Genomic DNA, 20,819 nt, shown 5'->3' on the forward strand with positions numbered 1-20,819 from the left:
GGTCGCGGCTTGCGCCGCTCCTACAACTGGATCGCCAGCGTCGGGCTCGCCCTGTAGGAGCGGCGCGAGCCGCGACTGCGGGGTGGCAGGTCGCGACGAACATCCGGATGCACGGCGGCGGTCAGACCCGCTGCGGCAAATACATCGCGATTGCTTTGGCGCTGCCGCAGTTCGCACGCGGCTCGCAGAATCGCCCCCAAAGGCTACGACGCAGCGGGTTCGCGCAGCGTCGCCAGCGGTTGCAGCGACGGCGACTGTTCCAGTTCGCGCAGGCGCAGGCACTTGGGGTTGGGCTGGCGCGGGCCGGACTGCGCGAGCAAGGCGTTGCCGCGCTCCATCAGGCCCAGGCGCTGGCGCGCCAGGCCCTGGGCCTGTTCGAGTTGCTCGGAACTGGCGTCGAGGCCGGCGGCGACGGCGCCGCGGTCGTCCACGCCCAGCGCTTCGCGCCGCGGCGCGCGCAGCCACGGCGCGACTTGCCGCCACAGCGCGTCCCAGTCCAACTCGGGGAACGGCAGCGTCGGCGGCGATGCGGCCGGCAGCAGCGGCGCCAGGCGCGCGCGCGGTTGCGCCGGGTTCTCGGCCAGGCAGCGGTAGACGAACTCGCTCGCGCTCATCGCCCCGGCGTTGTCGCCGGCGGCGTGCAGCAGCGCTTCGCGCAGCACCGCGCGCAGCGGCGCGGCGTCGGGCAGCGCGCGGTCGCGCAGGGCCGCGGCGCGGCCGAGCGCGGCCAGCGGGTCGCCGGCGAAGGCCGGGCGGCGCAGCGACAGGGCGTGGGCGAGCACGGCGATGCGGTCGGCGTCCTGCAGCGGCCGCTGCGCGACCAGCGGGCGGCGCGCCTGCGCTTCGATCAGGTCCGGGTCGGCCAGGCGCTCGGCCAGCGCGCGCTCGACCACCCCGTCGGGGCCGGTTTCGATCAGATAGCCCGCGCGCCCGACCAGGGCGACGTGGTCGAAACGGCTTTCGCCGAACCACGCGGTCAGCGCCGCGAGCGGGCCGCGCGCGCGCAGCAGCAGGACGTCGCCGGTCCGCAGCGGCACCGGCACGGCGCCGCCTTCGGGGGTCAAGAGACCACCTCGTGTTCGCTCTCGCTGCCGTGCGCGGTGACCCGGTCGCGGCCGGCGGACTTGCTCGCGTACAACGCCGCATCGGCGCGCTCGAGCAGTTGCTCGGGCGTCTCGCCCGGCTGCAGTTCGGCCACGCCCAGGCTCAGGCTGACCGGCAGCAGGCGGCCGTCGATCGACAGCGGGCTGCCGCTGACCGATTCGCGCAGGTGCTCGGCCACCCGCGCCGCGTCGCGCAGGTAGGTGTCGGCCAGCACTACCAGCACCTCGTCGCCGCCGTAGCGGCCGAACAGGTCGTAAGCGCGCAGGCGGTTGCGCGTGCGCAGGGCGACGATGCGCAGGGTCTCGTCGCCGACGCGATGGCCGTGCTCGTCGTTGATGCGCTTGAAGTGGTCGATGTCGAAGAACACCACCGACAGCGGCCGCTGCGAGCGGTGCGCGCTCTCCACCGCGCTGCGCAGGCTCTGCGAGATCGCCGCGCGGGTCATCGCCCCGGTCAGGCTGTCGTAGGTGGCCAGGCGGTTGGCGGTATCGCGGTCGCGGCGCAGCTGCTGCAGCTTCGAGGTCAGGCCGAGCAGCAGGCCCAGGCCGCCGAACGCCAGGCCGACCGGGAAGGTGTATTCGAGCCAGGCGAACTCCGGCCACCACTCGTGGTTGGCGCCGACCAGGATCACCAGCAACACCATCAGCGGCAGCCACGCCAGCAGCAGGAAGTAGGCTTCGCGCTGGCGCCGCCACACCGCCACCACGGTCGCGTAGAGGATCAGCGCGAGCACCAGCAGCAGGTTGAGGTTGCCGTACAGCGCACTGTACTTCCAGGTGCGGAACAGGCTCACCACGATCAGCCCGCCGAGCGAGTAGCTGCACCAGTCCAGCATCCGGGTGATGCGCGGCTGGGTCGTGCGCAGGCCGAGGAAGAAGATCAGGAAGCGGATGCTCGCCAGCACCGCGGCCGTGGTCAGCACGATGTTGGTGCGGGTGTCCGGGGCGATGTCCTTGAGCCACGGCACCACCCGCATCTCGCCGCCGTCGGAGGTCAACGTCAATATCTGCAGGATCAGGGTGAGCCCGAGGTAGGCGTAGCCGCGCTCGCGCAGGCCGATCCAGAACCCGAACGCCAGCACCGCGACCACGCCCATCGCCGTCAGCACCACGCTGCGCAGGCCGATGTGCATCATGTCCTCGCGCTGGACCTTGGCCAGCGGCTCGACCTCCACCTGCGACGACAGCACGTCGGCGGCGAGCATGCGCAGGTACAGCGCGTCGCCCTTGCGCAGCCCCTTGGGCAGCGGGAACACGATCATCCGGGTGGAGTGGTTGAGATCGATGTCCGGGCCGTAGATCGAGCGGCGCAGCGGCAGTTCGTCGCCGGGGCGCCACAGCTCGATCTCGCGCCGCGAGGGCCGGTCGATGGTGAGCTGCGGGGCGACCGCCGGGTCCACGTCCTGGTTGACCACGATCCGCCACCAGCGCGGCTCGCCCTTGCTGCCCCAGACCAGGTTGCCGGACACCGCCTCGAAGCGGCCGTCGAACTCGCCGGCCAGCACCCGCGCCGGCACCGGGTCGCCCTGGGCCAGCCGCGACAGGCTCAGCGACGGCGCGCGGTAACCGGCGGGATCGAAGGCTTCGCGCGCGGCCTGCGCGGCGCCCGGCGGCGCGGCCGCGACGGCCAGCGCCGCGGCGGCGAGAGGTTCCGGCACCGGCACCGGCGCGGGCACGGCCGTGCCGGCCGACGCAGCGGCCGCGGTGGATGCGGCGAGCGGAGGCAGGACGATGGACTGCGCCGACGCGATCGTCGCCACCGCCCACAACGCGAGCACGGCCATCCAGCCGCGCCAGCTTCCACGCCAGGGTGTCCCCATGCCCCTTCCGGTCACCAGTCTGCTGTGCCGAGCATAGCCCAAGGGGGCTGCATTCCGGTGCAGGGGGCGATCACGGTTTCCACCTTGAAATTGTGCTGGCGCACACGCCTCCGCGCATTGCCGCACCATGCGGCCGGCTTCGGCCGCGATCCTACACCGGCGCGGCCCGGCGCCGCCGCCGGCAAAAACGACAGTTGGCGGCGGCGAGCGAGGGGCGATGGCGGGCGCCGCGCGCCGCGATTCGGCTTTTCGAAGCCGATGGTTTTCCGGCTGTTTTTCGCGCGCAGCCTGGCGAACGCCGGCGTTGGTGCGCCCGGCGCGTCGGTCCAGGCCGTCGGATGCCGGCGTTTGGTGGCCGGCGTTTCGAACACGGCGTCCACGCCGCGGGCTTCAGGACGAAGCGACACGCAGCCGGCCCGACGCGCGCCGCGCGGGCGCCGGCGCGCTTACTCGCGCGCGCCCTGCCCGGTCACGCGCGCGACCGCGTCGTGCGCATGCAGGCTTTCGAAATGCGCTACTTCGGCGTCGAAGCGCTCGATCCGCGGGTCCGCCGACAGCGCCGCGGCGACCCGCCGCGCGGCGTCCTCGCAGAACATCAGGTTCTCGGCGTTGAGGCGGGCGAAGGCTTGCTCGTCCTCGCGCTTGACCGCGGTCTGCACCGGCGTGGCGAGCGCGGTTTCCAGCGCGTCGATCAAGGCCACCAGCGGCAGTTCGTCGAAGGCCGGGCGCAGCTCCACGCGCACGTCGGCGCGGCTGCGCTGGGCGTGCGGGGTCGCGGCCAGGCCGCGTTCGGAGGCGAGCCAGTCGCCGACCACGGCGGTGGACAGCGGGTGGGCGGCGGCGAAATCGGCGACGAAGCGCTCGGCGTTGAGCTGGCGCGACAGCGCCGCCGAGGCCGGACAGGTGCTGGAGTATTCGACCGCGAAGCGCAGGCCCAGCTGCAGGTGGCCGTCGAGCAGGCGCGCGTCGATCTCGACCGGGTAGCGCTTCCAGCCGGCGTTGGCGCTGGCCAGGGCCGGACGCAGCAGCAGTTGCTCGTAGCGCAGGACCAGGCGCGCGGCGCTGGAAATGCCGCCCTGCCCGTCGATCAGGCTCTGCAGCGCCCGGCGCAGGCCGGCCGGGGTGACCGACTCGCTGGCGAAGGCGTTCTGCAGGTGCAGGTACATGCGCGACATATGGATGCCACGGGCGTTGGCGTCGCGCAGGTTGACCGCCACGTCGACCGAGGCCGGCACCTGGATGACGGCGCCGTCGGCGCCGGCGATGCGCAGCGGCAGGGCGATGTGGGACATGCCGACCCAGTCCAGCGGACGCGCCGCGGCGGCGGCGTCGAAGGCGACATCGGGCAGGCTCGAACGAGTGGGTACGAAAGGAGTATTCACAACGCTGAAAGTGGGGGCGCGCGGGGGTTGCGCAACCTCGCCATTCTACCGGGGCCGCCCGACCCTGCCCCGGCCCCGCCCTGCAACGGTCAGTTGCGGGCGCCGCGCCAGGCCGCCAGCAGCGCGGTCCACGGCGACAGCGGCCGGGCCGCGTCGCCGCGCTGCAGGCGGGTGTGCGCCAGCGCGGTCCACAGCCGCCGCGGCACGGTCGCGCCGAAGCGCTCGGGCCACTGCGCCAGCAGCTCGCGGCTCCATTCCACCGCCGCGCCCTCGCCCGGCCGTGCCATCGCCCGGGCGACCACGCTCAGCGGCACCGCCGCATCGCCCTGCAACACCAGCCGGGCCTCCAGCAGCGAGGACTGGATCGCCGGCACCGCAGCCTCGGGCAGTTGCCCGGGCACCGGCTCGAACAGGGCCGCGTCGATCGCCGCGCAGGCCTGGGCCAGCGGCAGCAGGCCGTCGAAGGCCTCGCCGCGGTCGCCGGGGCGCTCGCGGCTGTCGCGCAGGCCCGGCAGGCTCGCGGCCAGCGCCGCCCACGGCGCGTCCTGGCGCTGCAGGGCCAAACCCAGCGGGTGCCGGCGGCGGCCCTGGCGCCAGCCTTGCAGTTCTTCCATCCACCAGCCCAGCTTGGCCTCGCCGGGCAAGGCGTCGGCGCCGCCCCAGGCGGCGTCGGTGAGCTCCTGCTGCAACCCCGCCCAGGCCACCGCGACCGCGCGCTGGGCGCGCGGCACGAACACTTCGGCCACCGACCACTCCGGCCAGCGCGCGCGCCATTTGCCGGCGAAGTCCTGCAGCGCCTGTTCTTGCGAGGCAGGCTCCGGCGACGGGCCTTCGGCGGCGGCGGGCGCGTTCATCGCGGCCGTCACCGCGGCGCCGGCCAGGCGTCGGCCGCGGCCAGCGCGGCCGGGTCGTCGACCAGCACGTCGCCCTGCCAGGCGATCGGATCGTCCAGTTCCAGCCGGTAGCCCCACAGCGCCACCACCGACGGCATGCCGGCGGCGCGCGCGGCGAGGATGTCGCGCTCGTCGTCGCCGACGTAGGCGCAGGCGCCGGGGGCGACGCCGATGCGCTGCGCGGCGACCGTCAGCGGCAGCGGGTCGGGCTTGCGCGCGGCCAGGGTGTCGCCGCCGATCAGCACCGCGCAACGGGTCTCCCAGCCCAGCAGCGGCATCAGCTTGCGCGCCAGGTATTCGGGCTTGTTGGTGACGATGCCCCACGGCCGGCCCGCGGCCTCCAGCGCCGCCAGCATCGCTTCCACGCCGGGGAACGGCGCGCCGTGGCGGCCGAGTTCGCGTTCGTAGGTGTCGAGGAACTCGGGCACCCAGGTTTCGCGCTCGCCCGCATCGACGTCGGCGAAGGCCGCCCCGAGCATCGCCCGCGCGCCCTTGGACACGTGCGCACGCAGCGCCTCCAGCGGCATCGGGCCGCGGCCGCGCGCGGCGCGCATCGCGTTGGCGGCGGCGAGCATGTCCGGCGCGCTGTCGAGCAAGGTGCCGTCGAGGTCGAACAACGCCGCCTGCGGGAAGGCGCTCGCGGGCGCCGCGGTCATGCCGCGGCGTCCTGGGCGTCGGCGGGCTTGCGCGCGCAGACCAGGTAGTTCACGTCGGCGCGCGCGACGATGCGCGCGGCGTTGCGCCAGGGTTCGTACATCAGGCCGCTGACGTCTTCCAGCTCCAGGCCGGCCTCGCGCAGCCACCCGGCCAGTTCCGAGGGCTTGATGAAATCGCGGTACTGGTGGGTGCCGCGCGGCACCAGCCGGGTCAGGTATTCGGCGCCGACGATGGCCAGCGCGAACGCGGCCGGGGTGCGGTTCAAGGTCGACAGGAACAGGCGCCCGCCGGGCTTGAGCAGCTCGGCGCAGGCGCGCACGATCGCGCGCGGATCGGGCACGTGCTCGAGCATCTCCATGCAGGTGATCACGTCGAAGCGCGCCGGCTGCTCCTGCGCCAGCGACTCCACCGACTGCAGCCGGTAATCGACGCTGACGCCGGTCTCCAGGCGGTGCAGCTTGGCGACCTTGATCAGCTCCGGCGCGAGATCGATCGCGGTGACCTGGGCGCCGGACGCGGCCAGCGCCTCGCTCAGCAGTCCGCCGCCGCAGCCGACGTCGAGCGCCAGCGCCTCGCGCAGGGGCGCGCGCCGGGCGACGTAGTCCAGCCGCACCGGGTTGAGCGCGTGCAGCGGCTTCTGCGGCCCCTGCGGGTCCCACCAGCGGTTGGCGAGGGCGCCGAACTTGTCCAGTTCGGCCTGGCTGAAGTTGTCGCGGCCGGGGGCGCCGTCGGCGCCGGTCTGGTGCGGTGCGTTGCTTGCTGCGCTGCTCATGCCTGCCTGCTCGTTCTGTCGCCGCGCGCGCGGTGCGCGCAGCCGGTGTGCCGTGTGCCTAGTGTGAAGCAGGTCCGCCGCCACCGGCGTGAACGCACTGCGTCGCAGCGCCGCAGGCCGTGCGGACCATCGCGGTTCGGCGCTTGGTTACCCAACCGCCGCGTTCAACGCGCGATCGCGGCGATGCGCTCGCGCCATTGGCGCGCGTTGGCGATCAGCGCGGCGGTGTCCATGTCGACCAGCACGCGATCGCGCAGCTTGGCCTTGCCGGCGATCCACACGTCGCCGACCTGATGGCGGCCGGTGGCGTAGATCAGCTGCGAGACCACGTGGTGCACCGGCTGGGTCTCCAGCTGGCCCAGGTCGACGCAGACCAGGTCGGCCTGCTTGCCGACTTCGATCGAGCCGATCCTGGCGTCGAAGCCCAGCGCCTTGGCGCCGCCGAGGGTGGCCGCGCGCAGCGCGCTGAACGCGTCCAGCGCCTTGGCGTCGTTGGCCACGGCCTTGGCCAGGATCGCCGCGGTGCGGGTCTCGCCGAACATGTCCAGGTCGTTGTTGCTGGCGCAGCCGTCGGTGCCGATGGCGAGGTTGACCCCGGCGTGGTGCAGCTTGCAGGCCGGGCAGAAGCCCGAGGCCAGCTTGAGGTTGGATTCGGGGCAATGCACCACGCTGACCCCGCGCTGCGCGCACAGCTCGATCTCGGCATCGGTCAGCTGGGTCATGTGCACCGCGATCAGGCGGTCGCTGACCAGGCCCAGGCGGTCCAGCCGCGCCAAGGGGCGCTGCCCGTACTGCTTGATCGAATCGGCGATTTCCTGCGCGGTCTCGTGGGTGTGCAGGTGGATCGGCAGGTCCAGCTGGTCGGCCAACATGCGGATGCGCTCGAAGTTCGCATCGCTGACCGTGTACGGCGCGTGCGGCGCGAACGCGGTGGCGACCAGCGCGTCGTCGCGCCACAGGTCGTGGACCTCGCCGGCGCGGTCGAAGTATTCGTCGGAGGTCTTGGCCCAGGCGGTGGGGAAATCGATCACCGGCAGGCCGACCCGGGCGCGGAAGCCGTGGCGCTTGTACACCGCGGCCTGCACGTCGGGGAAGAAGTAGTTCTCGTTGGCGCAGGTGGTGCCGCCGCGCAGCATCTCGGCGATCGACAGGGCGATGCCGTCCTCGACGAACTGCGGCCCGATCACCGCCGCCTCGACCGGCCAGATGTGGCCTTGCAGCCATTCCATCAGCGGCAGGTCGTCGGCGATGCCGCGCAGCAGGGTCATCGGGTTGTGGGTATGCGCGTTGACCAGGCCCGGGATCAGCGCCGACTCGGGGCGGCCGACGGTCTGCGCCGGCGCGTAGCGCTGGCGCGCCTGGGCGATCGGCAGCACGTCGGCGATGACGCCCTTGCTGACGATGACCGCGTGGTCCTCCAGCACCACCGCATGCGGCTCGACCGGCACCACCCAGCCCGCTTCGATGGACAGGTCGCAGGGAACGGGCTGGAGTTCGGAGGTCATTGCGCTGCTCGCTGTCGGGGCCGGTGCGCTGGCCGCATGGGAGGACGCCGTCCCGTGGCCGGGCCGGCCGGGTGTTGCGAAAACGCGGCCACAGGTGCCGGCCGCGTTCGGGTGTCGCCTTGGGCGTCGCGGCTGGCCGCGCGGGGCGGACGCGGATCGCGCGAACGCCGCGGAACGCCAGGATCGGCGGGGCTTGTTTACCCGACGAATCCTTCGGCCCCGTCATTCCGGCGAACGCCGGAACCCATTTTGCCTCTGCTTGTTCTACCCAGGTGCGACCCGGGCGAAAACACCAGCAACCGCAAAACGGACCCTGGCGTTCGCCAGGGCGAGGCCTCGGCGCAGCCGTGGCCGCCGATGGCGGCCACGGGCCGATGCGTCACTTCACCCGGCTGACGTACTCGCCCGAGCGGGTATCGACCTTGATGGTTTCTTCCTGGCCGACGAACAGCGGCACGCGCACCACCGCGCCGGTTTCCAGGGTCGCCGGCTTGCCGCCGCCGCCGGAGGTGTCGCCGCGCACGCCCGGATCGGTCTCGACGATCTTGAGCTCGACGAAGTTCGGCGGCTGCACCGCGATCGGGGTGCCGTTCCACAGGGTCACCACGCACTCTTCCTCGCCCTTGAGCCACTTGTCGGCACCGGCCATGCCGGCCTTGTCGGCCTGGACCTGCTCGAACGACTCCTGGTTCATGAAGTGCCAGTACTCGCCGTCGGAGTACAGGTACTGCATGTCGGTGTCGACCACGTCGGCCTGCTCGACGCTGTCGGTCGCCTTCATGGTCATTTCGACCACGCGGCCGGACTTGATGCTGCGGTACTTGACGCGGGTGAAGGCCTGGCCCTTGCCCGGCTTGACGTACTCGGTCTCGGTGATGATGCACGGATCGTTGTTGACCAGGATCTTCTGACCGTTCTTCACGTCGTTCATGCCAAGGGTGGCCATGCTGAAACTCCCTGCGAATTGATTTGTTGTCGGTGAATGAGTTTCCGGACGTCGCGGCCCCGGGCCGCGGACGTCCAGCCGCCGTCGTCGGCGCCGCTCCCGCGCCGGCCCCGCCCGGGACCGGGCGTGGCCCCGCGGCCGCCGGGCGGCGCGGGGAAGGCTAGAATGTCGGGCTGCGCCGGCCCCGTCCGCGGCGAAACCGCCGCTGCGGGACCCGGGCACCGCGATCGGAACCCTGAAGGCTAGCCCCGCATGATACCTGCTGCGCATCCCCTCCCGCACCCGGCCCCTGCCCAGGGGGGCGCTGCGCCCCCGCGCTGGCAGGCGCTGTGGCGCGAGGCCGTGCGCGACCCGCGCGAGCTGCTGGCCCTGCTCGGCCTGCCCTGCGACGGCCTGGACCCGGACGGCGCAGGCATCTCCTACGACGCCGCCGCGCAGTTCCCGCTGCGGGTGCCGCGCGGCTTCGTCGCGCGCATGCGCCACGGCGACCCGGCCGACCCGCTGCTGCGCCAGGTCCTGCCGCTGGACGCGGAACTGCGGCCGATGCCCGGTTTCGGCCTGGACGCGGTCGGCGACGGCGCGGCCAAGGCCGGCCACGGGGTGATCCGCAAGTACCGCGGCCGCGCCCTGCTGATCGCCACCGGCAGCTGCGCGGTCAACTGCCGCTACTGCTTCCGCCGCCACTTCCCCTACGCCGAGGAGACCGCGGCGGCGGCCGGCTGGCGCGAGTCGGTGGCGGCGATCGCCGCCGATCCGGATATCGACGAGGTGATCCTGTCCGGCGGCGACCCCTGGTCGCTGGCCACGCCCAAGCTGGCCGAGCTCACCGATGCCCTGAAAGCGGTGCCGCACCTCAAGCGCCTGCGCGTGCACACCCGCCTGCCGGTGGTGCTGCCCGAGCGCGTGGACGCGGCGCTGACCGCCTGGCTGGCGGCGCTGCCGTGGCCGGTGGCGGTGGTGCTGCACGCCAACCACGCCAACGAATTCGACGCGTCCGTCGACGCCGCGATGCAACGCCTGCGCGCGGCCGGCGCGACCTTGCTCAACCAGGCGGTGCTGCTGCGCGGGGTCAACGACAGCGTCGAGGCGCTGGCCGCGCTGAGCGAGCGCAGCCATGCCGCCGGCGTGCTGCCCTACTACCTGCACCAGCTCGACCGCGTGCAGGGCGCGGCCCACTTCGAAGTCGCCGACGAGGACGCGCGCGCGCTGCACCGCGCCCTGGCCGCGCGCCTGTCGGGCTACCTGGTGCCCAAGCTGGTGCGCGAAGTGGCAGGCGACCCGGGCAAGCGTCCGTTGTAAGGTTGTAATCTGGCTGGGGTTTGATGGGGAACGCCGCAGGTTGCGGCTTGGCGCACGCGCAAAGTCGATCAGCTTCGCATCCGTGGCGTGTTCGAACCCTACAACGGGTCACAGATTCTCGTCCCCGCGTGGACGAGGCCGGCGCTTCGTGTCATAAAACCGGCCCACGGAGGTGGTGAATGCAATTCGGCAAAGACATGGTGCTGCGCTTGCTGATCGTCGACGACAGCGTCGAGGCGGCCGAAGCCATCGTCAGCGCGCTGCGCAACAACGGCATCGCGGTGCGGCCCACGCGGCCGGAAAGCGAACAGGAGCTGGCCGCGCTGATCCTGCAGCACCCGCCGGACCTGGTCCTGGCCGCGCGCAACTCGCGCCACGTCTCGCTGGCCAAGCTGATGCAGGCGGTCGACGCCAGCGGCAAGGACCTGCCGGTGCTGGTGATGATGGAGGCCGTCGACGAGACCGCCCTGCTCGGGATCATGGAGATCGGCGCGCGCGGCATCGTCCTGCGCTCCAACATCGGCCACCTGCAGCACCGGGTGCGCTCGGAGTGGGCCGATCTGGAAGCGCGCCGCTCGCTGCGCAAGCTCGAGGCCCAGGTGCGCGAGACCGAGCGCCGCTGCGACGCGCTGATCGACTCCTCGCGCGATCCGATCGCCTACATCCACGAAGGCATGCACATCCGCGCCAACGCGGCGTACCTGGAGATGTTCGGCTTCGAATCGTTCGAGGACATCGAGGGCATGTCCCTGCTCGACCTGGTCGCGCCCGGCCAGGTCGACGGCTTCAAGCAGTTGCTCAAGCAGCTCAGCAAGGGCGAGCCGCCGCCGCCGAGCTACGAGACCCAGGCGCGCACCCTCGACGGCAGCGCGTTCCCGGCGGTGATGGAGTTCACCCCGGCCACCTATGAAGGCGAGCACTGCCTGCAGGTGGTGCTGCGCCGGCAGGAGATCGACCCGGAACTGGCGCGCGAGGTCGAAGCGCTGCGCCAGCGCGACCAGGTCACCGGCCTGCTCAACCGCGCCACCTTCCTGCGCCAGCTCGAGGACGCGGTCGCCGACGCCGCCCACGGCGACGCCCACCACGGCCTGCTGCTGGTCGAGCCGGACCACTACAACCAACTGCTGCAGGAAATCGGCCTGGACCAGGCCGACCAGCTCATCGCCGCCTGCGGCCAGCGCCTGCGCGAGGCGATCGGCGCCGACGACGTGGCCGCGCGCTTCGGCGAGCACCAGTTCGCGGTGCTGACCCTGCGCAGCGACCACCAGCACACCTCCGACCTGGCCGAGCGCCTGCGCGCGGCCTTCTCCGAGCGCGTGATCGAGGCCGGCCAGCTCGCCCTGAGCGCCACCGCCAGCATCGGCGGGGTGCAGATCGGCGAGAAGATCGCCAGCGTCACCGCGGTGCTGGGCAAGGCCAGCCAATGCCTGCAGTCGGCGGCCGACATCGGCGGCAACCGCAGCGAACTGTTCGACCCGGGCGCGGCCGACCGCGCCGAGGAAGAGCGCATCGCCGCCTGGGTCGCGCGCATCCGCGACGCGCTCGACGCCGACCGCTTCGTCATGAACTACCAGCCGTTGATCAACCTGCACGGCGAGCCGATCGAGATGTACGAGGCCTACCTGCGCATGCAGAGCGCCGGCCCCGACGACGGCAGCGAGCTGGTCCAGCCGCTGTCGTTCCTGCAGATCGCCGAGGAACACGGCCTGCTGTGGGAGATCGACCGCTGGGTGGTCGGCAAGGCGATCCAGGTGATCGGCGAGCGCATGCGCCAGGGCCGGCGCACCACCTTGCTGGTCAAGATCACCCAGGCGTCGCTGCAGGACGAGAGCATGCAGCAGCACATCGTCGAGCAACTGGCCAAGCACGGCGCCGACGGCAAGCTGCTGGTGCTGCAGCTGCCCGAGTCGAAGGTGTTCACCAACCTGCGCGCGGCGCAGGAGTTCCAGTCGCGGGTCTATCACTACGGCGTGCGCGTGGGCCTGGAGCAGTTCGGCGCCGGGCTGAACTCGTTCCAGTTGCTGAACCACTTCGACGCGGCCTTCCTCAAGATCGACCGCGGCTACATGGAAGACCTGACCAGCCACCCGGACCACCAGCAGCGCGTGCGCGAGATCGCCGAGAAGGCGCGCGAGCTGGGCCGGCAGACCATCGCCGAGTTCGTCCAGGACGCGGCCAGCATGAGCCTGCTGTTCGCGGCCGGGATCGACTACGCGCAGGGCCACTTCCTGGCGGCGGCGGGGCCGGAGATGGATTACGACTTCCAGTAAGGCGAGGCCGGCAGCGCGAAACCGCGGCATCGGCCGGCCTGGCCGTTTCCCCCTCGCCGGCCGCCCGGACAAAGAAAAAGCCCGCCGGATGGCGGGCTTTTTCGTTTGCGTCGCCGGTTGGGCTCAGCGCACCATGGCCGAACCGCTGGCGCGCTCCTGCGGGGCGTCGATCAGGGCCTGGATGCGCTCCTCCAGCGGCGGGTGGCTGCGCATCAGCTTGGACAGGCCGTGGCCGACCGCGCCGCTGATGCCGAACGCCTGGACCTGGTTCGGCAAGGTGCTCTCGCCGTAGGTCAGCGACAGCCGCTTGAGCGCGGCGATCATCTTGTCGCGGCCGGCCAGGCGCGCGCCGCCGGCGTCGGCGCGGAACTCGCGGTAACGCGAGAACGCCATCGCGATCATGCTGGCGAGCAGGCCGAACACGATGTCGAGCGCGAACACGGTTACGAAGTAGAACAGGCCGCGGCCGCCGCCCTCGCGGTTGCCGCTCATCATCGTGTCGATCCAGCCGCCGACGATGCGCGCGGCGACCAGCACGAAGGTGTTCAGCACGCCCTGGATCAGCGCCATGGTGACCATGTCGCCGTTGGCGACGTGGCTGACCTCGTGCGCCAGCACCGCCTCGGCCTCGTCGCGGGTCATCGCCCGGATCAGGCCGGTGGAGACCGCGACCAGCGAATTGTTGCGGTTGGCGCCGGTGGCGAAGGCGTTGATTTCCGGCGCGTCGTAGATCGCCACTTCCGGCATGCCGATGCCGGCCGCCTCGGCCTGGCGGCGCACGGTGCTCACCAGCCACTGCTCGGTTTCGTTGCGCGGCTGCTCGATCACGTAGGCGCCGGTGGACTTCTTGGCCACCCACTTGGACATCAGCAGCGAGATCAGCGAGCCGCCGAAGCCGAACACCGCGGCCATGACCAGGATCGCGCCGTTGTTGCCCAGGCGGATGCCGAACACGTTCTGCAGCACCGACATGACGATGCCGAGCAGGACCAGGACGGCCAGGTTGGTGGCGAGGAACAGGGCTATGCGTTTGAACATGGTTTTATCGTCTTTATTGGCGATGGAGCCGCGCGCCCGCGCGGCCCTGGCGTTTCGACGATCCCTGTCGGGCGTGCCCAATGCGGGCGTGGCGTCGGCCGGTGCCGACGCCGTTGATGTGGAAATGTGGCGAAGCGCGCGTTAATTCAACGAGAATCCGCACGACGACCGCAGCGGCACGGGTTTTCGTTCATTGTCCGGACATAAACATTCCATCGACGACGGCAGCGGCGAGCGCGGCATCGCGACGCCCGCGTACCGCGGCCGCTTCGCGCCCTCGCCCACCGGCGACCTGCACGCCGGTTCGCTGCTGGCCGCATTCGCCAGCTGGCTGCTGGCGCGCCGCGCCGGCGGACAATGGCTGGTGCGTATCGAAGACCTCGACCCGCCGCGCGAAGTTCCCGGCGCCGCGCAGCGCCAGCTCGACGCGCTGGCCGCGTTCGGCCTCGACAGCGACCTGCCGGTGCTGCGCCAGAGCGCGCGCCATGCGCTGTACCAGGCCGCGCTGGATCGCTTGCTCGCTCAGGACCTGGCCTTCGCCTGCCACTGCAGCCGCAGCGACCTGGCCGCCAGCGGCGGCGTGCACCGGCGCTGCGTGGCCCGCGGCCCGCGCCCCGGCCACGCCGCGCCGCAGCCGGCGGTGCGCCTGCGCGTCGCCGACGCCGCGACGGTCGAATTCGACGACCTGCTGCTCGGCCGCCAGCGCCAGGACGTGGCGCGCGAGGTCGGCGACTTCGTCCTGCGCCGCGCCGACGGCCACTGGGCCTACCAGTTGGCGGTGGTGGTCGACGACGCCGACCAGGGCGTGACCGACGTGGTCCGCGGCGCCGACCTGCTCGACTCCACCGCGCGCCAGATCCTGCTGCAGCGCGCGCTGCGCCTGCCGACGCCACGCTACGCCCACCTGCCGCTGCTGCTGGACGCGCACGGCCGCAAGCTGTCCAAGTCCGAGGCCGCCCATCCGCTGGACCCGGCCGATCCGCTGCCGGCGCTGCGCGCGGCCTGGGCCGCGCTCGGGCAGGCGCCGCAGGCGCTGGTTGCGGTGGAAACTGTCACGCAACTGCTGCGCGCGGCGCGCGATTCGTTCAATCCGGCACAGATTCCGCAGGCCGCTTCAGGTCTCGCCGCGATGCACAACGATCCCGACGCGAATGCTGTCTAGAATCGGTCCGAGACCGCCCTTTTGCGGCCATGGAGAGCTCAGCATATGCAGTCACGCGTCGCACTCGTCACCGGCGGTACCGGTGGCATCGGCACCTCGATCGTCCAGCGCCTCGCCAAGCTGGGGCACAAGGTCGCGACCAATTATCGAGACGAGGCCAAGGGGCGCGCCTGGCAGGCGCAGATGAAGGACCAGGGTTACGACGTCGCCATCGCCCATGGCGACGTGGCCTCGCCCGAGCACGCCGAGGCGCTGGTGCGCGAAGTCGAGCGCCAGATCGGCCCGGTCGACATCCTGGTCAACAACGCCGGCATCACCCGCGACACCACCTTCCACCGGATGACGCCGCAGCAGTGGACCGACGTCATCGACACCAACCTCAACTCCTGCTTCAACGTCACCCGCCCGGTGATCGAGGGCATGCGCGAGCGCAAGTGGGGGCGGATCGTGCAGATCAGCTCGATCAACGGCCAAAAGGGCCAGTACGGCCAGGCCAACTACGCCGCGGCCAAGGCCGGCATGCACGGCTTCACCATTTCGCTGGCGCAGGAGAACGCGAAGTTCGGCATCACCGTCAACACGGTGTCGCCGGGCTACATCGCCACCGACATGGTCATGGCCGTGCCCGAGGAGGTGCGCAACAAGATCATCGCCCAGATCCCGACCGGGCGCCTGGGTTCGCCGGAAGAGATCGCCTACGCGGTGGGCTTCTTCATCCCCGACGAAGCCGGCTGGATCACCGGCGCCAACCTCTCGGCCAACGGCGGCCAATACATGGGTTGGTGACGGTGCGCCGTCGCTGCGGACCGGCCGCGCACGCCGCGGCCGGCCGCCTCGTCGCGGCTGGATACGCTTGGATCCGGCCCGCGCCGATCGCACGCGCGCCGATCCGGCGCGCTTGAATCGCAAGCGCTGGCAGCGCGCCCGCTTCGGCCGCCTGCGCTGTTTCCCTGTTCAGCTGTTACGACGCGAGCGCGGTTCGCGCAACCGACGCGGCGCAGGCGCCGCATCGGCGCCGATCGTGAACCGTACATCCCGGCGCCGGAGCGCCGCGCGCGCGTCCGCACGACCGTGCAGCAGCGTCATTTTCCGCGTTTTCCAGGGAATTCCGCAGGCCGCCGCGCGAGCGCCGGCGACCCCGCCGCGAAGCCCGCCGACCGCCGTTCCCGCCAACTGTTGCAAGGCCCGTCGCCCTGCGCCATGCTGCAAGGCACCACGTTTTTAGAGCCAAAGCTCAATGGCCTCGACTCGCGTCATCAAGAAATATCCGAACCGTCGTCTCTACGACACCGAGATTTCCAGCTACATCACCATCGAAGACGTGCGCCAGCTGATCGTGGACGGCGAGGAGTTCGAAGTCCGCGACGCCCGCTCCGGCGAGGAACTGACCCGGCAGGTGTTGCTGCAGATCATCGCCGAGCACGAGCAGGACGGCGACCCGGTGCTGTCGACCCAGTTGCTGAGCCAGATCATCCGTTTCTACGGCGATTCGCTGCAGGGCTTCATGGGCAACTACCTGGAACGCTCGATGCAGCTGTTCCTCGACCAGCAGCAGCAGTTCCGCAACCAGATGGGCGGCATGCTCGGGCAGACGCCGTGGGCGATGATGAACCAGCTCACCGAGCGCAACCTCAACATGTGGAAGGAATTCCAGCAGAACCTGTCGGGCAGCGTCGGCCAGCCGGTCACGCCCAAGCCCAAGCCCGACGCCGAACCGGGCAAGCGCGAGCGTTGAGCCGCGCCTGCGTCCGCGTGCGCCGTTGCGGCGCGCGCGGGCGGGCGTCCTGGGGAGGACGCCGCCATCGATGCGCCGCGCGAGCGCCGGCGCTCCACGACTCGCCAACGCTCGCGCGGATCGTCGCCCTCGCCCGTACGCCGTCGCCGCTTCGCCGGCCTTGACGCATCTCGACCGGCCGCCGGCCCGATCGCCGCCGGCCGCTGTTTCCTTGGGGTAATCGCATGGACAAACGCATCGCCGTGGTCAGCGGCGGCATCGGCGGGCTCGGCAGCGAGATCTGCCTGGCCCTGGCCCGCGCCGGCCGGCGCGTGATCGCGCTCGACCTGGGCGCGCGCGAGCAGCGCATCGCCGAATTCGCGCGACTCGCGCACGGCCACGACATCCGCTTCGAAGCCGCCGACGTCGGCGACTTCGACGACTGCGCCGCGGCGGTGGAGCGCATCGCCGAGCGCGACGGCGGCATCGACATCCTGGTCAACGCCGCCGGCATCACCCGCGACGGCAGCCTGCGCAAGATGGACAAGCGCGCCTGGGACGAGGTGCTCAACGTCAATCTCGACGGCGTGTTCAACCTGTGCCGGCACACCGTCGACGCAATGGCCGGGCGCGGTTTCGGCCGCATCGTCAACATCAGTTCGGTCAACGGCCAGACCGGCCAGTTCGGCCAGACCAACTACTGCGCGGCCAAGGCCGGCATGCACGGCTTCACCATGGCGCTGGCGCGCGAGGTGGCGCGCAAGGGCGTGACGGTCAATTCGGTGTCGCCGGGCTATTGCGAAACGGCGATGGTGGCGGCGGTGCCGGAGGAGATCCGCGGCAAGATTCTCGAATCGGTGCCGGTGGGGCGGTTGGGCAAGCCGAGCGAGATCGCGCGGACCGTCGAGTTCCTGACTGCGGACGATGCCGGGTTCATCACCGGGGCGAACATTCCGGTCAACGGCGGGTTGTTCATGAGTTTCTGAAGTTGCGTTCGCTTGCTGTAGCAGCGGCGCGAGCCGCGATCGCGACAACGCAACTACGCCACGAGGTTCGTCGCAGGTGCGTTGTCGCGGTCGCGGCTCGCGCCGCTCCTACAGGCAGCTTCGGTCAGCGCGCCAGCGGCTTGTTAGCGCAGTTGGCCTGATAGAACTCCAGCGCCTTCGGCATCAGCTGCTGCAAGGTCGCGATGCGGTTGGCCGGATCCGGGTGGGTCGAGGCGAACTCCGCCGGGCGCTGGCCGCCGCCGAGCTGGGACATGCGCTGCCACAGCGGCACCGCCTGGCGCGGGTCGTAGCACGCGGCCGCGGCCAGCATCAGCCCGACCTTGTCGGCCTGGGTCTCGTGGTTGCGCCCGTACGGCAGCACCAGGCCGTACTGCGCGCCGGCGCCGAGCGCGCCCATGATCATCTGCTGCTGTTGCGGGTCCATGCCGCCGACCGCGGCGCCGGCGGCGACCTGGCCGAGCTGCACCAGCTTCTGCTGGGCCATGCGCTGGGAGCCGTGGCGCAACAGCGCGTGGGCGATCTCGTGGCCCATCACCACCGCCAGCGCGTCGTCGTTCTGGGTCACCGGGAACAGGCCGGTGTAGACCGCCATCTTGCCGCCGGGCAGGCAGAAGGCGTTGGCCTCCTGCGAGTTGATCACCGCCACGCTCCACTTGAAGCTGCGGTAGTCGGTCGGCGCTTCCTGCTTGTTCTGCTGCGCCAGCGCCTGGGTCACCTGCGGCACCTTGTCGATCAGGCGCTGGGCGATCTGGCTGACCGCCTGGCTCTGCGGCGCGCCGGAGGGCAGCAACGCGCGCTGCGATTTGGCGTCGTTGAGCACCTGCACGAAGGCCTGCTCGCCGAGCTGCACCTCCTCGTCGGCGCTGGTGCCGTAGTGCGCGGTCTCGCCGGTGTAAGGATCGGTCTTGGCGTTGCCGAACCACGACCACGCCGCGTACAGGCCGAACAGCAGCAGGATCCACCAGCGGAATCCGCCGAACCCGCGCCGCCCGCCCTGGGCCTGGTTGCCGTAGGGATCCACTCTCATCCGCCTGCTCCCGAAAATGCCGGGCGTCGCCGCCTCGATCTGTCGCTTCCGATCCAACCCCGGCGCGCGCCGCGGCCGCCCACTGCCATTGTCCCGCCTGCCTGCTTCGCGCTCCGCCGCCGCTTCCGCCTTCGCCGCCGCGCCGCGGGCGCGGACATCAGATCAGATATCGCGCACCACGCGGAAGCCCAGGCGTCCGTTGGTGGTGTCGGCGCTGGTGCCTTGCCGCCACGCCGCGCGCGACTGCGCCGGCGAGCTCGACCAGGCGCCGCCGCGGAACACCCGCGTGCGGCAGCCTGGGTTGAACCACGCCGCCCCGTCGCGCGGCGCGCGCCGGTAATTGTCGTGCCAGCAATCGGCCACCCACTCGCTGACATTGCCGCCCATGTCGTGAAGGCCGAATGCATTGGCCGCGTAGCTGCCGACCGGCGCCGGCCCCCAGGCGCCGTCGCCGTAGCCGGGGAAGGCGTTGCGCCAGCGCCGTCCGCTGGGCGAGGCGTCGAGCGCGCCGGTGAGGTTGCCGGCCTTGGCCGGCGGCGCGCCGTCGCCCCAGGGATAGCGGCCCTGGGTGCCGGCGCGCAGCGCGAATTCGTACTCGGCCTCGCTGGGCAGGCGGTAGCGCTGGCCGGTGGCGGCCGACAGCCACTCGGCGTAGGCGTTGGCGTCCTTGGCGCTGACGTGGACCACCGGCAGGTTGTCGGCGGCGGGCTTGCCGGCGTAGTCCGAGCTCCAGTCCACGCCGCCGCGCCGGACCAGGTTGCCGCTGCGCTCGTCGTAGGCGATGGAGTAGCCGCGGCGGCTGGCGCGGGCGCGGTGCTTGCTGGCGTTCATGAAGCGGCGGAACTCGCCGACCGTGATCTCGTAGCGCGACACCGCCAGGCCGCGCTCGAAACGGATATTGCGCAGCGGCCGCTCGGCGTCGCTGGAATCGGCCTCGCCCGGCTCGGCGCCCATTCGGAACGCGCCGTGCGGGATCACCACCATCTGCGGGCCGCGCCCGCCCTGGCCGGTGGCGTCGGTGAACACCTGGCCGGGGCGGAACAGGCCGTAGTGGGTGGCCAGTTCGATCCGTTCGCGCAGTTCGGCCGCGGACGCGTCGCCCGGCGGCGCGATCCGCAGCAGCGTCGCCAGCACCCCGCGCGCCTCGTCGATGCCGCGCAGCTTGGGCAACAGGGCGATGCCGTCGTCGCGCAGCCGGCGGATGCGCTGCTGGCGCTGCTCGGCGATGCGGCCCTGGGCGTCGGAGGCGGTCTGCATCTTCGGCCGCAGCAGCGCGGCCTTGGCCAGCCAGCGCCCGGCGCCGGCGTAGTCGTCGCGGTCGGCGGCCAGTTCGGCGCGGCGGATCAACGCGCTCTCGGCCGCGGCGATGCCCTGCAGCGCGCGCGCGTCGCGCGGGCGCGATTCCAGCGCCTCGCGGAAATGCGCCAGCGCGCCGCCGGCCTGGCCGTCCTCGCCGATGTTGCCGGCGTTGAGCGCCTGCTCGCCGAGGCGGTCGGCCTCCTGGGCCTGGTCGGCCGCGTCGAGCCGTTCCAGGAAGGCCTCGACCTTGCGATGCTCCGGCGCCACCGCGCGCGCCACCGCCGCGGCCCGGTGCGCCTCGCGCAGCGCCAGCGGTTCCTCGTCGATGCGCTTGAGCGCGCCGTCGCCCTCGGCCAGCAGCAGCGCCACCGCCCGGTCCAGGCCGATGGCGACGGTGCGGTCGTTGGGCGCGAAGCCGCGCAGGGCCAGGTACAGCGGGATCGCCGAATCGGCGGTGGCGTAGAGATCGCCGGCCTTGAGCGCGGCGTCGGCGCGCTTGCGCAGCGCGGCTTGAGTGTCCTCGTTCACCACGACCGCGGGCGGCCGCCACGGCGGCACCGGCGAGACCGCCTGGTCGGCGCTCACCGTCACGATCGGCTGGCGCGGCGCGGCCTGGGCGTCGGCGCGGCGCTCGCGCTCGCCGCAGGCGGCCAGCAGCCCGGCGCAGGCCAGGCCCAGAATCAGCGTGCGGGTCCAGTGAGTTGCGCGCAAACCTGCGGCCTCTGCGGCGGATGCGAAGACCCGCGCAGCATATCGCCTCAGCGGCCGCAGCCGGGCATCGGCGGCGCCCGCGGCGGGATCGGCAAAGCCCGCGGCCGGCGATTTTGCGCGCAGATTGCGGTTCTCTCCCCGTCGTTCCGGCTTCCCCGCGCGATTTGAGCTATTGTCGCCCGCCCGGGTCCCGACCCGGCCGTCTCCGCTTCCC

The 20,819-nt window shown here is 71.9% G+C and carries 18 protein-coding genes; 6 read left to right on the forward strand and 12 right to left on the reverse strand.

Going from position 1 to position 20,819, the window contains the following annotated elements:
* Nucleotides 1-203: 203 nt before the first annotated feature.
* The 9 genes from BLV01_RS15830 to efp all read right to left on the reverse strand — a co-directional run bounded on the left by BLV01_RS15830 (nucleotide 204) and on the right by efp (nucleotide 9,078).
* Nucleotides 204-1,064, reverse strand: a complete 861-nt coding sequence (locus BLV01_RS15830) for a hypothetical protein (protein ID WP_091801666.1) — start codon at nucleotides 1,062-1,064, stop codon at nucleotides 204-206.
* Nucleotides 1,061-2,887, reverse strand: a complete 1,827-nt coding sequence (locus BLV01_RS15835; protein WP_139178763.1) for a sensor domain-containing diguanylate cyclase — start codon at nucleotides 2,885-2,887, stop codon at nucleotides 1,061-1,063. The genes BLV01_RS15830 and BLV01_RS15835 overlap by 4 nt, the downstream gene beginning before the upstream one ends.
* A gap of 47 nt (nucleotides 2,888-2,934) precedes the next feature.
* Nucleotides 2,935-3,303 carry a hypothetical protein gene (locus tag BLV01_RS25575; RefSeq protein ID WP_139178765.1) on the reverse strand — a complete coding sequence of 123 codons (369 nt, stop codon included), beginning with the start codon at nucleotides 3,301-3,303 and terminating at the stop codon, nucleotides 2,935-2,937.
* Nucleotides 3,304-3,369: 66 nt separating this feature from the next.
* Complete coding sequence (gene folE2 / locus BLV01_RS15840; RefSeq protein ID WP_091801672.1) at nucleotides 3,370-4,305, reverse strand: GTP cyclohydrolase FolE2; 936 nt, start codon at nucleotides 4,303-4,305, stop codon at nucleotides 3,370-3,372.
* An 89-nt stretch (nucleotides 4,306-4,394) separates the two neighbouring features.
* Nucleotides 4,395-5,159, reverse strand: a complete 765-nt coding sequence (locus BLV01_RS15845) for a hypothetical protein (RefSeq protein WP_091801675.1) — start codon at nucleotides 5,157-5,159, stop codon at nucleotides 4,395-4,397.
* 8 nt (nucleotides 5,160-5,167) lie between these two features.
* Nucleotides 5,168-5,854, reverse strand: a complete 687-nt coding sequence (locus tag BLV01_RS15850) for a phosphoglycolate phosphatase (protein ID WP_091801679.1) — start codon at nucleotides 5,852-5,854, stop codon at nucleotides 5,168-5,170.
* Nucleotides 5,851-6,627, reverse strand: coding sequence for a bifunctional 2-polyprenyl-6-hydroxyphenol methylase/3-demethylubiquinol 3-O-methyltransferase UbiG (gene ubiG / locus BLV01_RS15855; protein WP_091801682.1), 777 nt, complete (start codon nucleotides 6,625-6,627; stop codon nucleotides 5,851-5,853). Before ubiG ends, BLV01_RS15850 begins: the two co-directional genes overlap by 4 nt.
* A 164-nt stretch (nucleotides 6,628-6,791) precedes the next feature.
* Nucleotides 6,792-8,132, reverse strand: a complete 1,341-nt coding sequence (locus BLV01_RS15860; protein WP_091801685.1) for a TRZ/ATZ family hydrolase — start codon at nucleotides 8,130-8,132, stop codon at nucleotides 6,792-6,794.
* A gap of 379 nt (nucleotides 8,133-8,511) precedes the next feature.
* On the reverse strand, nucleotides 8,512-9,078 hold the full coding sequence (gene efp, locus BLV01_RS15865) for an elongation factor P (RefSeq protein ID WP_091801687.1): 567 nt from the start codon (nucleotides 9,076-9,078) through the stop codon (nucleotides 8,512-8,514).
* Between the two features lie 252 nt (nucleotides 9,079-9,330).
* Between efp and epmB the strand changes: the two genes are divergently transcribed.
* Nucleotides 9,331-10,377 (forward strand): EF-P beta-lysylation protein EpmB, encoded by a 1,047-nt coding sequence (gene epmB / locus BLV01_RS15870; protein WP_091801690.1) that lies wholly within the window; start codon nucleotides 9,331-9,333, stop codon nucleotides 10,375-10,377.
* A 179-nt stretch (nucleotides 10,378-10,556) separates the two neighbouring features.
* Complete coding sequence (locus BLV01_RS15875; RefSeq protein WP_091801694.1) at nucleotides 10,557-12,647, forward strand: EAL domain-containing response regulator; 2,091 nt, start codon at nucleotides 10,557-10,559, stop codon at nucleotides 12,645-12,647.
* A 123-nt stretch (nucleotides 12,648-12,770) separates the two neighbouring features.
* On the opposite strand, the gene htpX is transcribed toward BLV01_RS15875, so the two are convergent.
* The gene (gene htpX, locus BLV01_RS15880) at nucleotides 12,771-13,685 is read right to left on the reverse strand and encodes a protease HtpX (protein WP_091801697.1); all 915 of its coding nucleotides are present in this window, start codon (nucleotides 13,683-13,685) and stop codon (nucleotides 12,771-12,773) included.
* Nucleotides 13,686-13,926: 241 nt separating this feature from the next.
* Between htpX and gluQRS the strand changes: the two genes are divergently transcribed.
* From gluQRS to phbB (BLV01_RS15900), 4 genes are all read left to right on the forward strand, one after another.
* Nucleotides 13,927-14,847, forward strand: a complete 921-nt coding sequence (gluQRS, locus tag BLV01_RS15885; RefSeq protein WP_091801769.1) for a tRNA glutamyl-Q(34) synthetase GluQRS — start codon at nucleotides 13,927-13,929, stop codon at nucleotides 14,845-14,847.
* Nucleotides 14,848-14,892: 45 nt separating this feature from the next.
* Nucleotides 14,893-15,633: an acetoacetyl-CoA reductase gene (gene phbB / locus BLV01_RS15890; protein WP_091801700.1), complete on the forward strand. Its 741-nt coding sequence runs from the start codon at nucleotides 14,893-14,895 to the stop codon at nucleotides 15,631-15,633.
* 451 nt (nucleotides 15,634-16,084) lie between these two features.
* Nucleotides 16,085-16,582, forward strand: coding sequence for a polyhydroxyalkanoate synthesis repressor PhaR (gene phaR, locus BLV01_RS15895; RefSeq protein WP_091801704.1), 498 nt, complete (start codon nucleotides 16,085-16,087; stop codon nucleotides 16,580-16,582).
* 224 nt (nucleotides 16,583-16,806) lie between these two features.
* Entirely contained in the window at nucleotides 16,807-17,547 is a 741-nt protein-coding gene (gene phbB / locus BLV01_RS15900) for an acetoacetyl-CoA reductase (RefSeq protein WP_091801707.1), read from the forward strand.
* 124 nt (nucleotides 17,548-17,671) lie between these two features.
* On the opposite strand, the gene BLV01_RS15905 is transcribed toward phbB (BLV01_RS15900), so the two are convergent.
* Both BLV01_RS15905 and BLV01_RS15910 read right to left on the reverse strand, forming a co-directional pair.
* Nucleotides 17,672-18,595: a M48 family metallopeptidase gene (locus tag BLV01_RS15905; protein WP_091801710.1), complete on the reverse strand. Its 924-nt coding sequence runs from the start codon at nucleotides 18,593-18,595 to the stop codon at nucleotides 17,672-17,674.
* A 162-nt stretch (nucleotides 18,596-18,757) separates the two neighbouring features.
* Nucleotides 18,758-20,605 (reverse strand): formylglycine-generating enzyme family protein, encoded by a 1,848-nt coding sequence (locus BLV01_RS15910; RefSeq protein ID WP_254782659.1) that lies wholly within the window; start codon nucleotides 20,603-20,605, stop codon nucleotides 18,758-18,760.
* Nucleotides 20,606-20,819: the final 214 nt, after the last annotated feature.

The sequence above is a fragment of the Lysobacter sp. yr284 genome, assembly GCF_900107375.1.
Lineage (GTDB): Bacteria > Pseudomonadota > Gammaproteobacteria > Xanthomonadales > Xanthomonadaceae > Lysobacter.

Coding starts and splice junctions, on each gene's coding strand:
- ubiG (WP_091801682.1), bottom strand. CDS start 6,627: ATGAGCAGCGCAGCAAGCAACGCACCGCACCAGACCGGCGCCGACGGC.
- BLV01_RS15875 (WP_091801694.1), top strand. CDS start 10,557: ATGCAATTCGGCAAAGACATGGTGCTGCGCTTGCTGATCGTCGACGAC.
- BLV01_RS15850 (WP_091801679.1), bottom strand. CDS start 5,854: ATGACCGCGGCGCCCGCGAGCGCCTTCCCGCAGGCGGCGTTGTTCGAC.
- phbB (WP_091801700.1), top strand. CDS start 14,893: ATGCAGTCACGCGTCGCACTCGTCACCGGCGGTACCGGTGGCATCGGC.
- BLV01_RS15905 (WP_091801710.1), bottom strand. CDS start 18,595: ATGAGAGTGGATCCCTACGGCAACCAGGCCCAGGGCGGGCGGCGCGGG.
- htpX (WP_091801697.1), bottom strand. CDS start 13,685: ATGTTCAAACGCATAGCCCTGTTCCTCGCCACCAACCTGGCCGTCCTG.
- epmB (WP_091801690.1), top strand. CDS start 9,331: ATGATACCTGCTGCGCATCCCCTCCCGCACCCGGCCCCTGCCCAGGGG.
- BLV01_RS15835 (WP_139178763.1), bottom strand. CDS start 2,887: ATGGCCGTGCTCGCGTTGTGGGCGGTGGCGACGATCGCGTCGGCGCAG.
- phaR (WP_091801704.1), top strand. CDS start 16,085: ATGGCCTCGACTCGCGTCATCAAGAAATATCCGAACCGTCGTCTCTAC.
- efp (WP_091801687.1), bottom strand. CDS start 9,078: ATGGCCACCCTTGGCATGAACGACGTGAAGAACGGTCAGAAGATCCTG.
- phbB (WP_091801707.1), top strand. CDS start 16,807: ATGGACAAACGCATCGCCGTGGTCAGCGGCGGCATCGGCGGGCTCGGC.
- BLV01_RS15860 (WP_091801685.1), bottom strand. CDS start 8,132: ATGACCTCCGAACTCCAGCCCGTTCCCTGCGACCTGTCCATCGAAGCG.
- BLV01_RS15845 (WP_091801675.1), bottom strand. CDS start 5,159: ATGAACGCGCCCGCCGCCGCCGAAGGCCCGTCGCCGGAGCCTGCCTCG.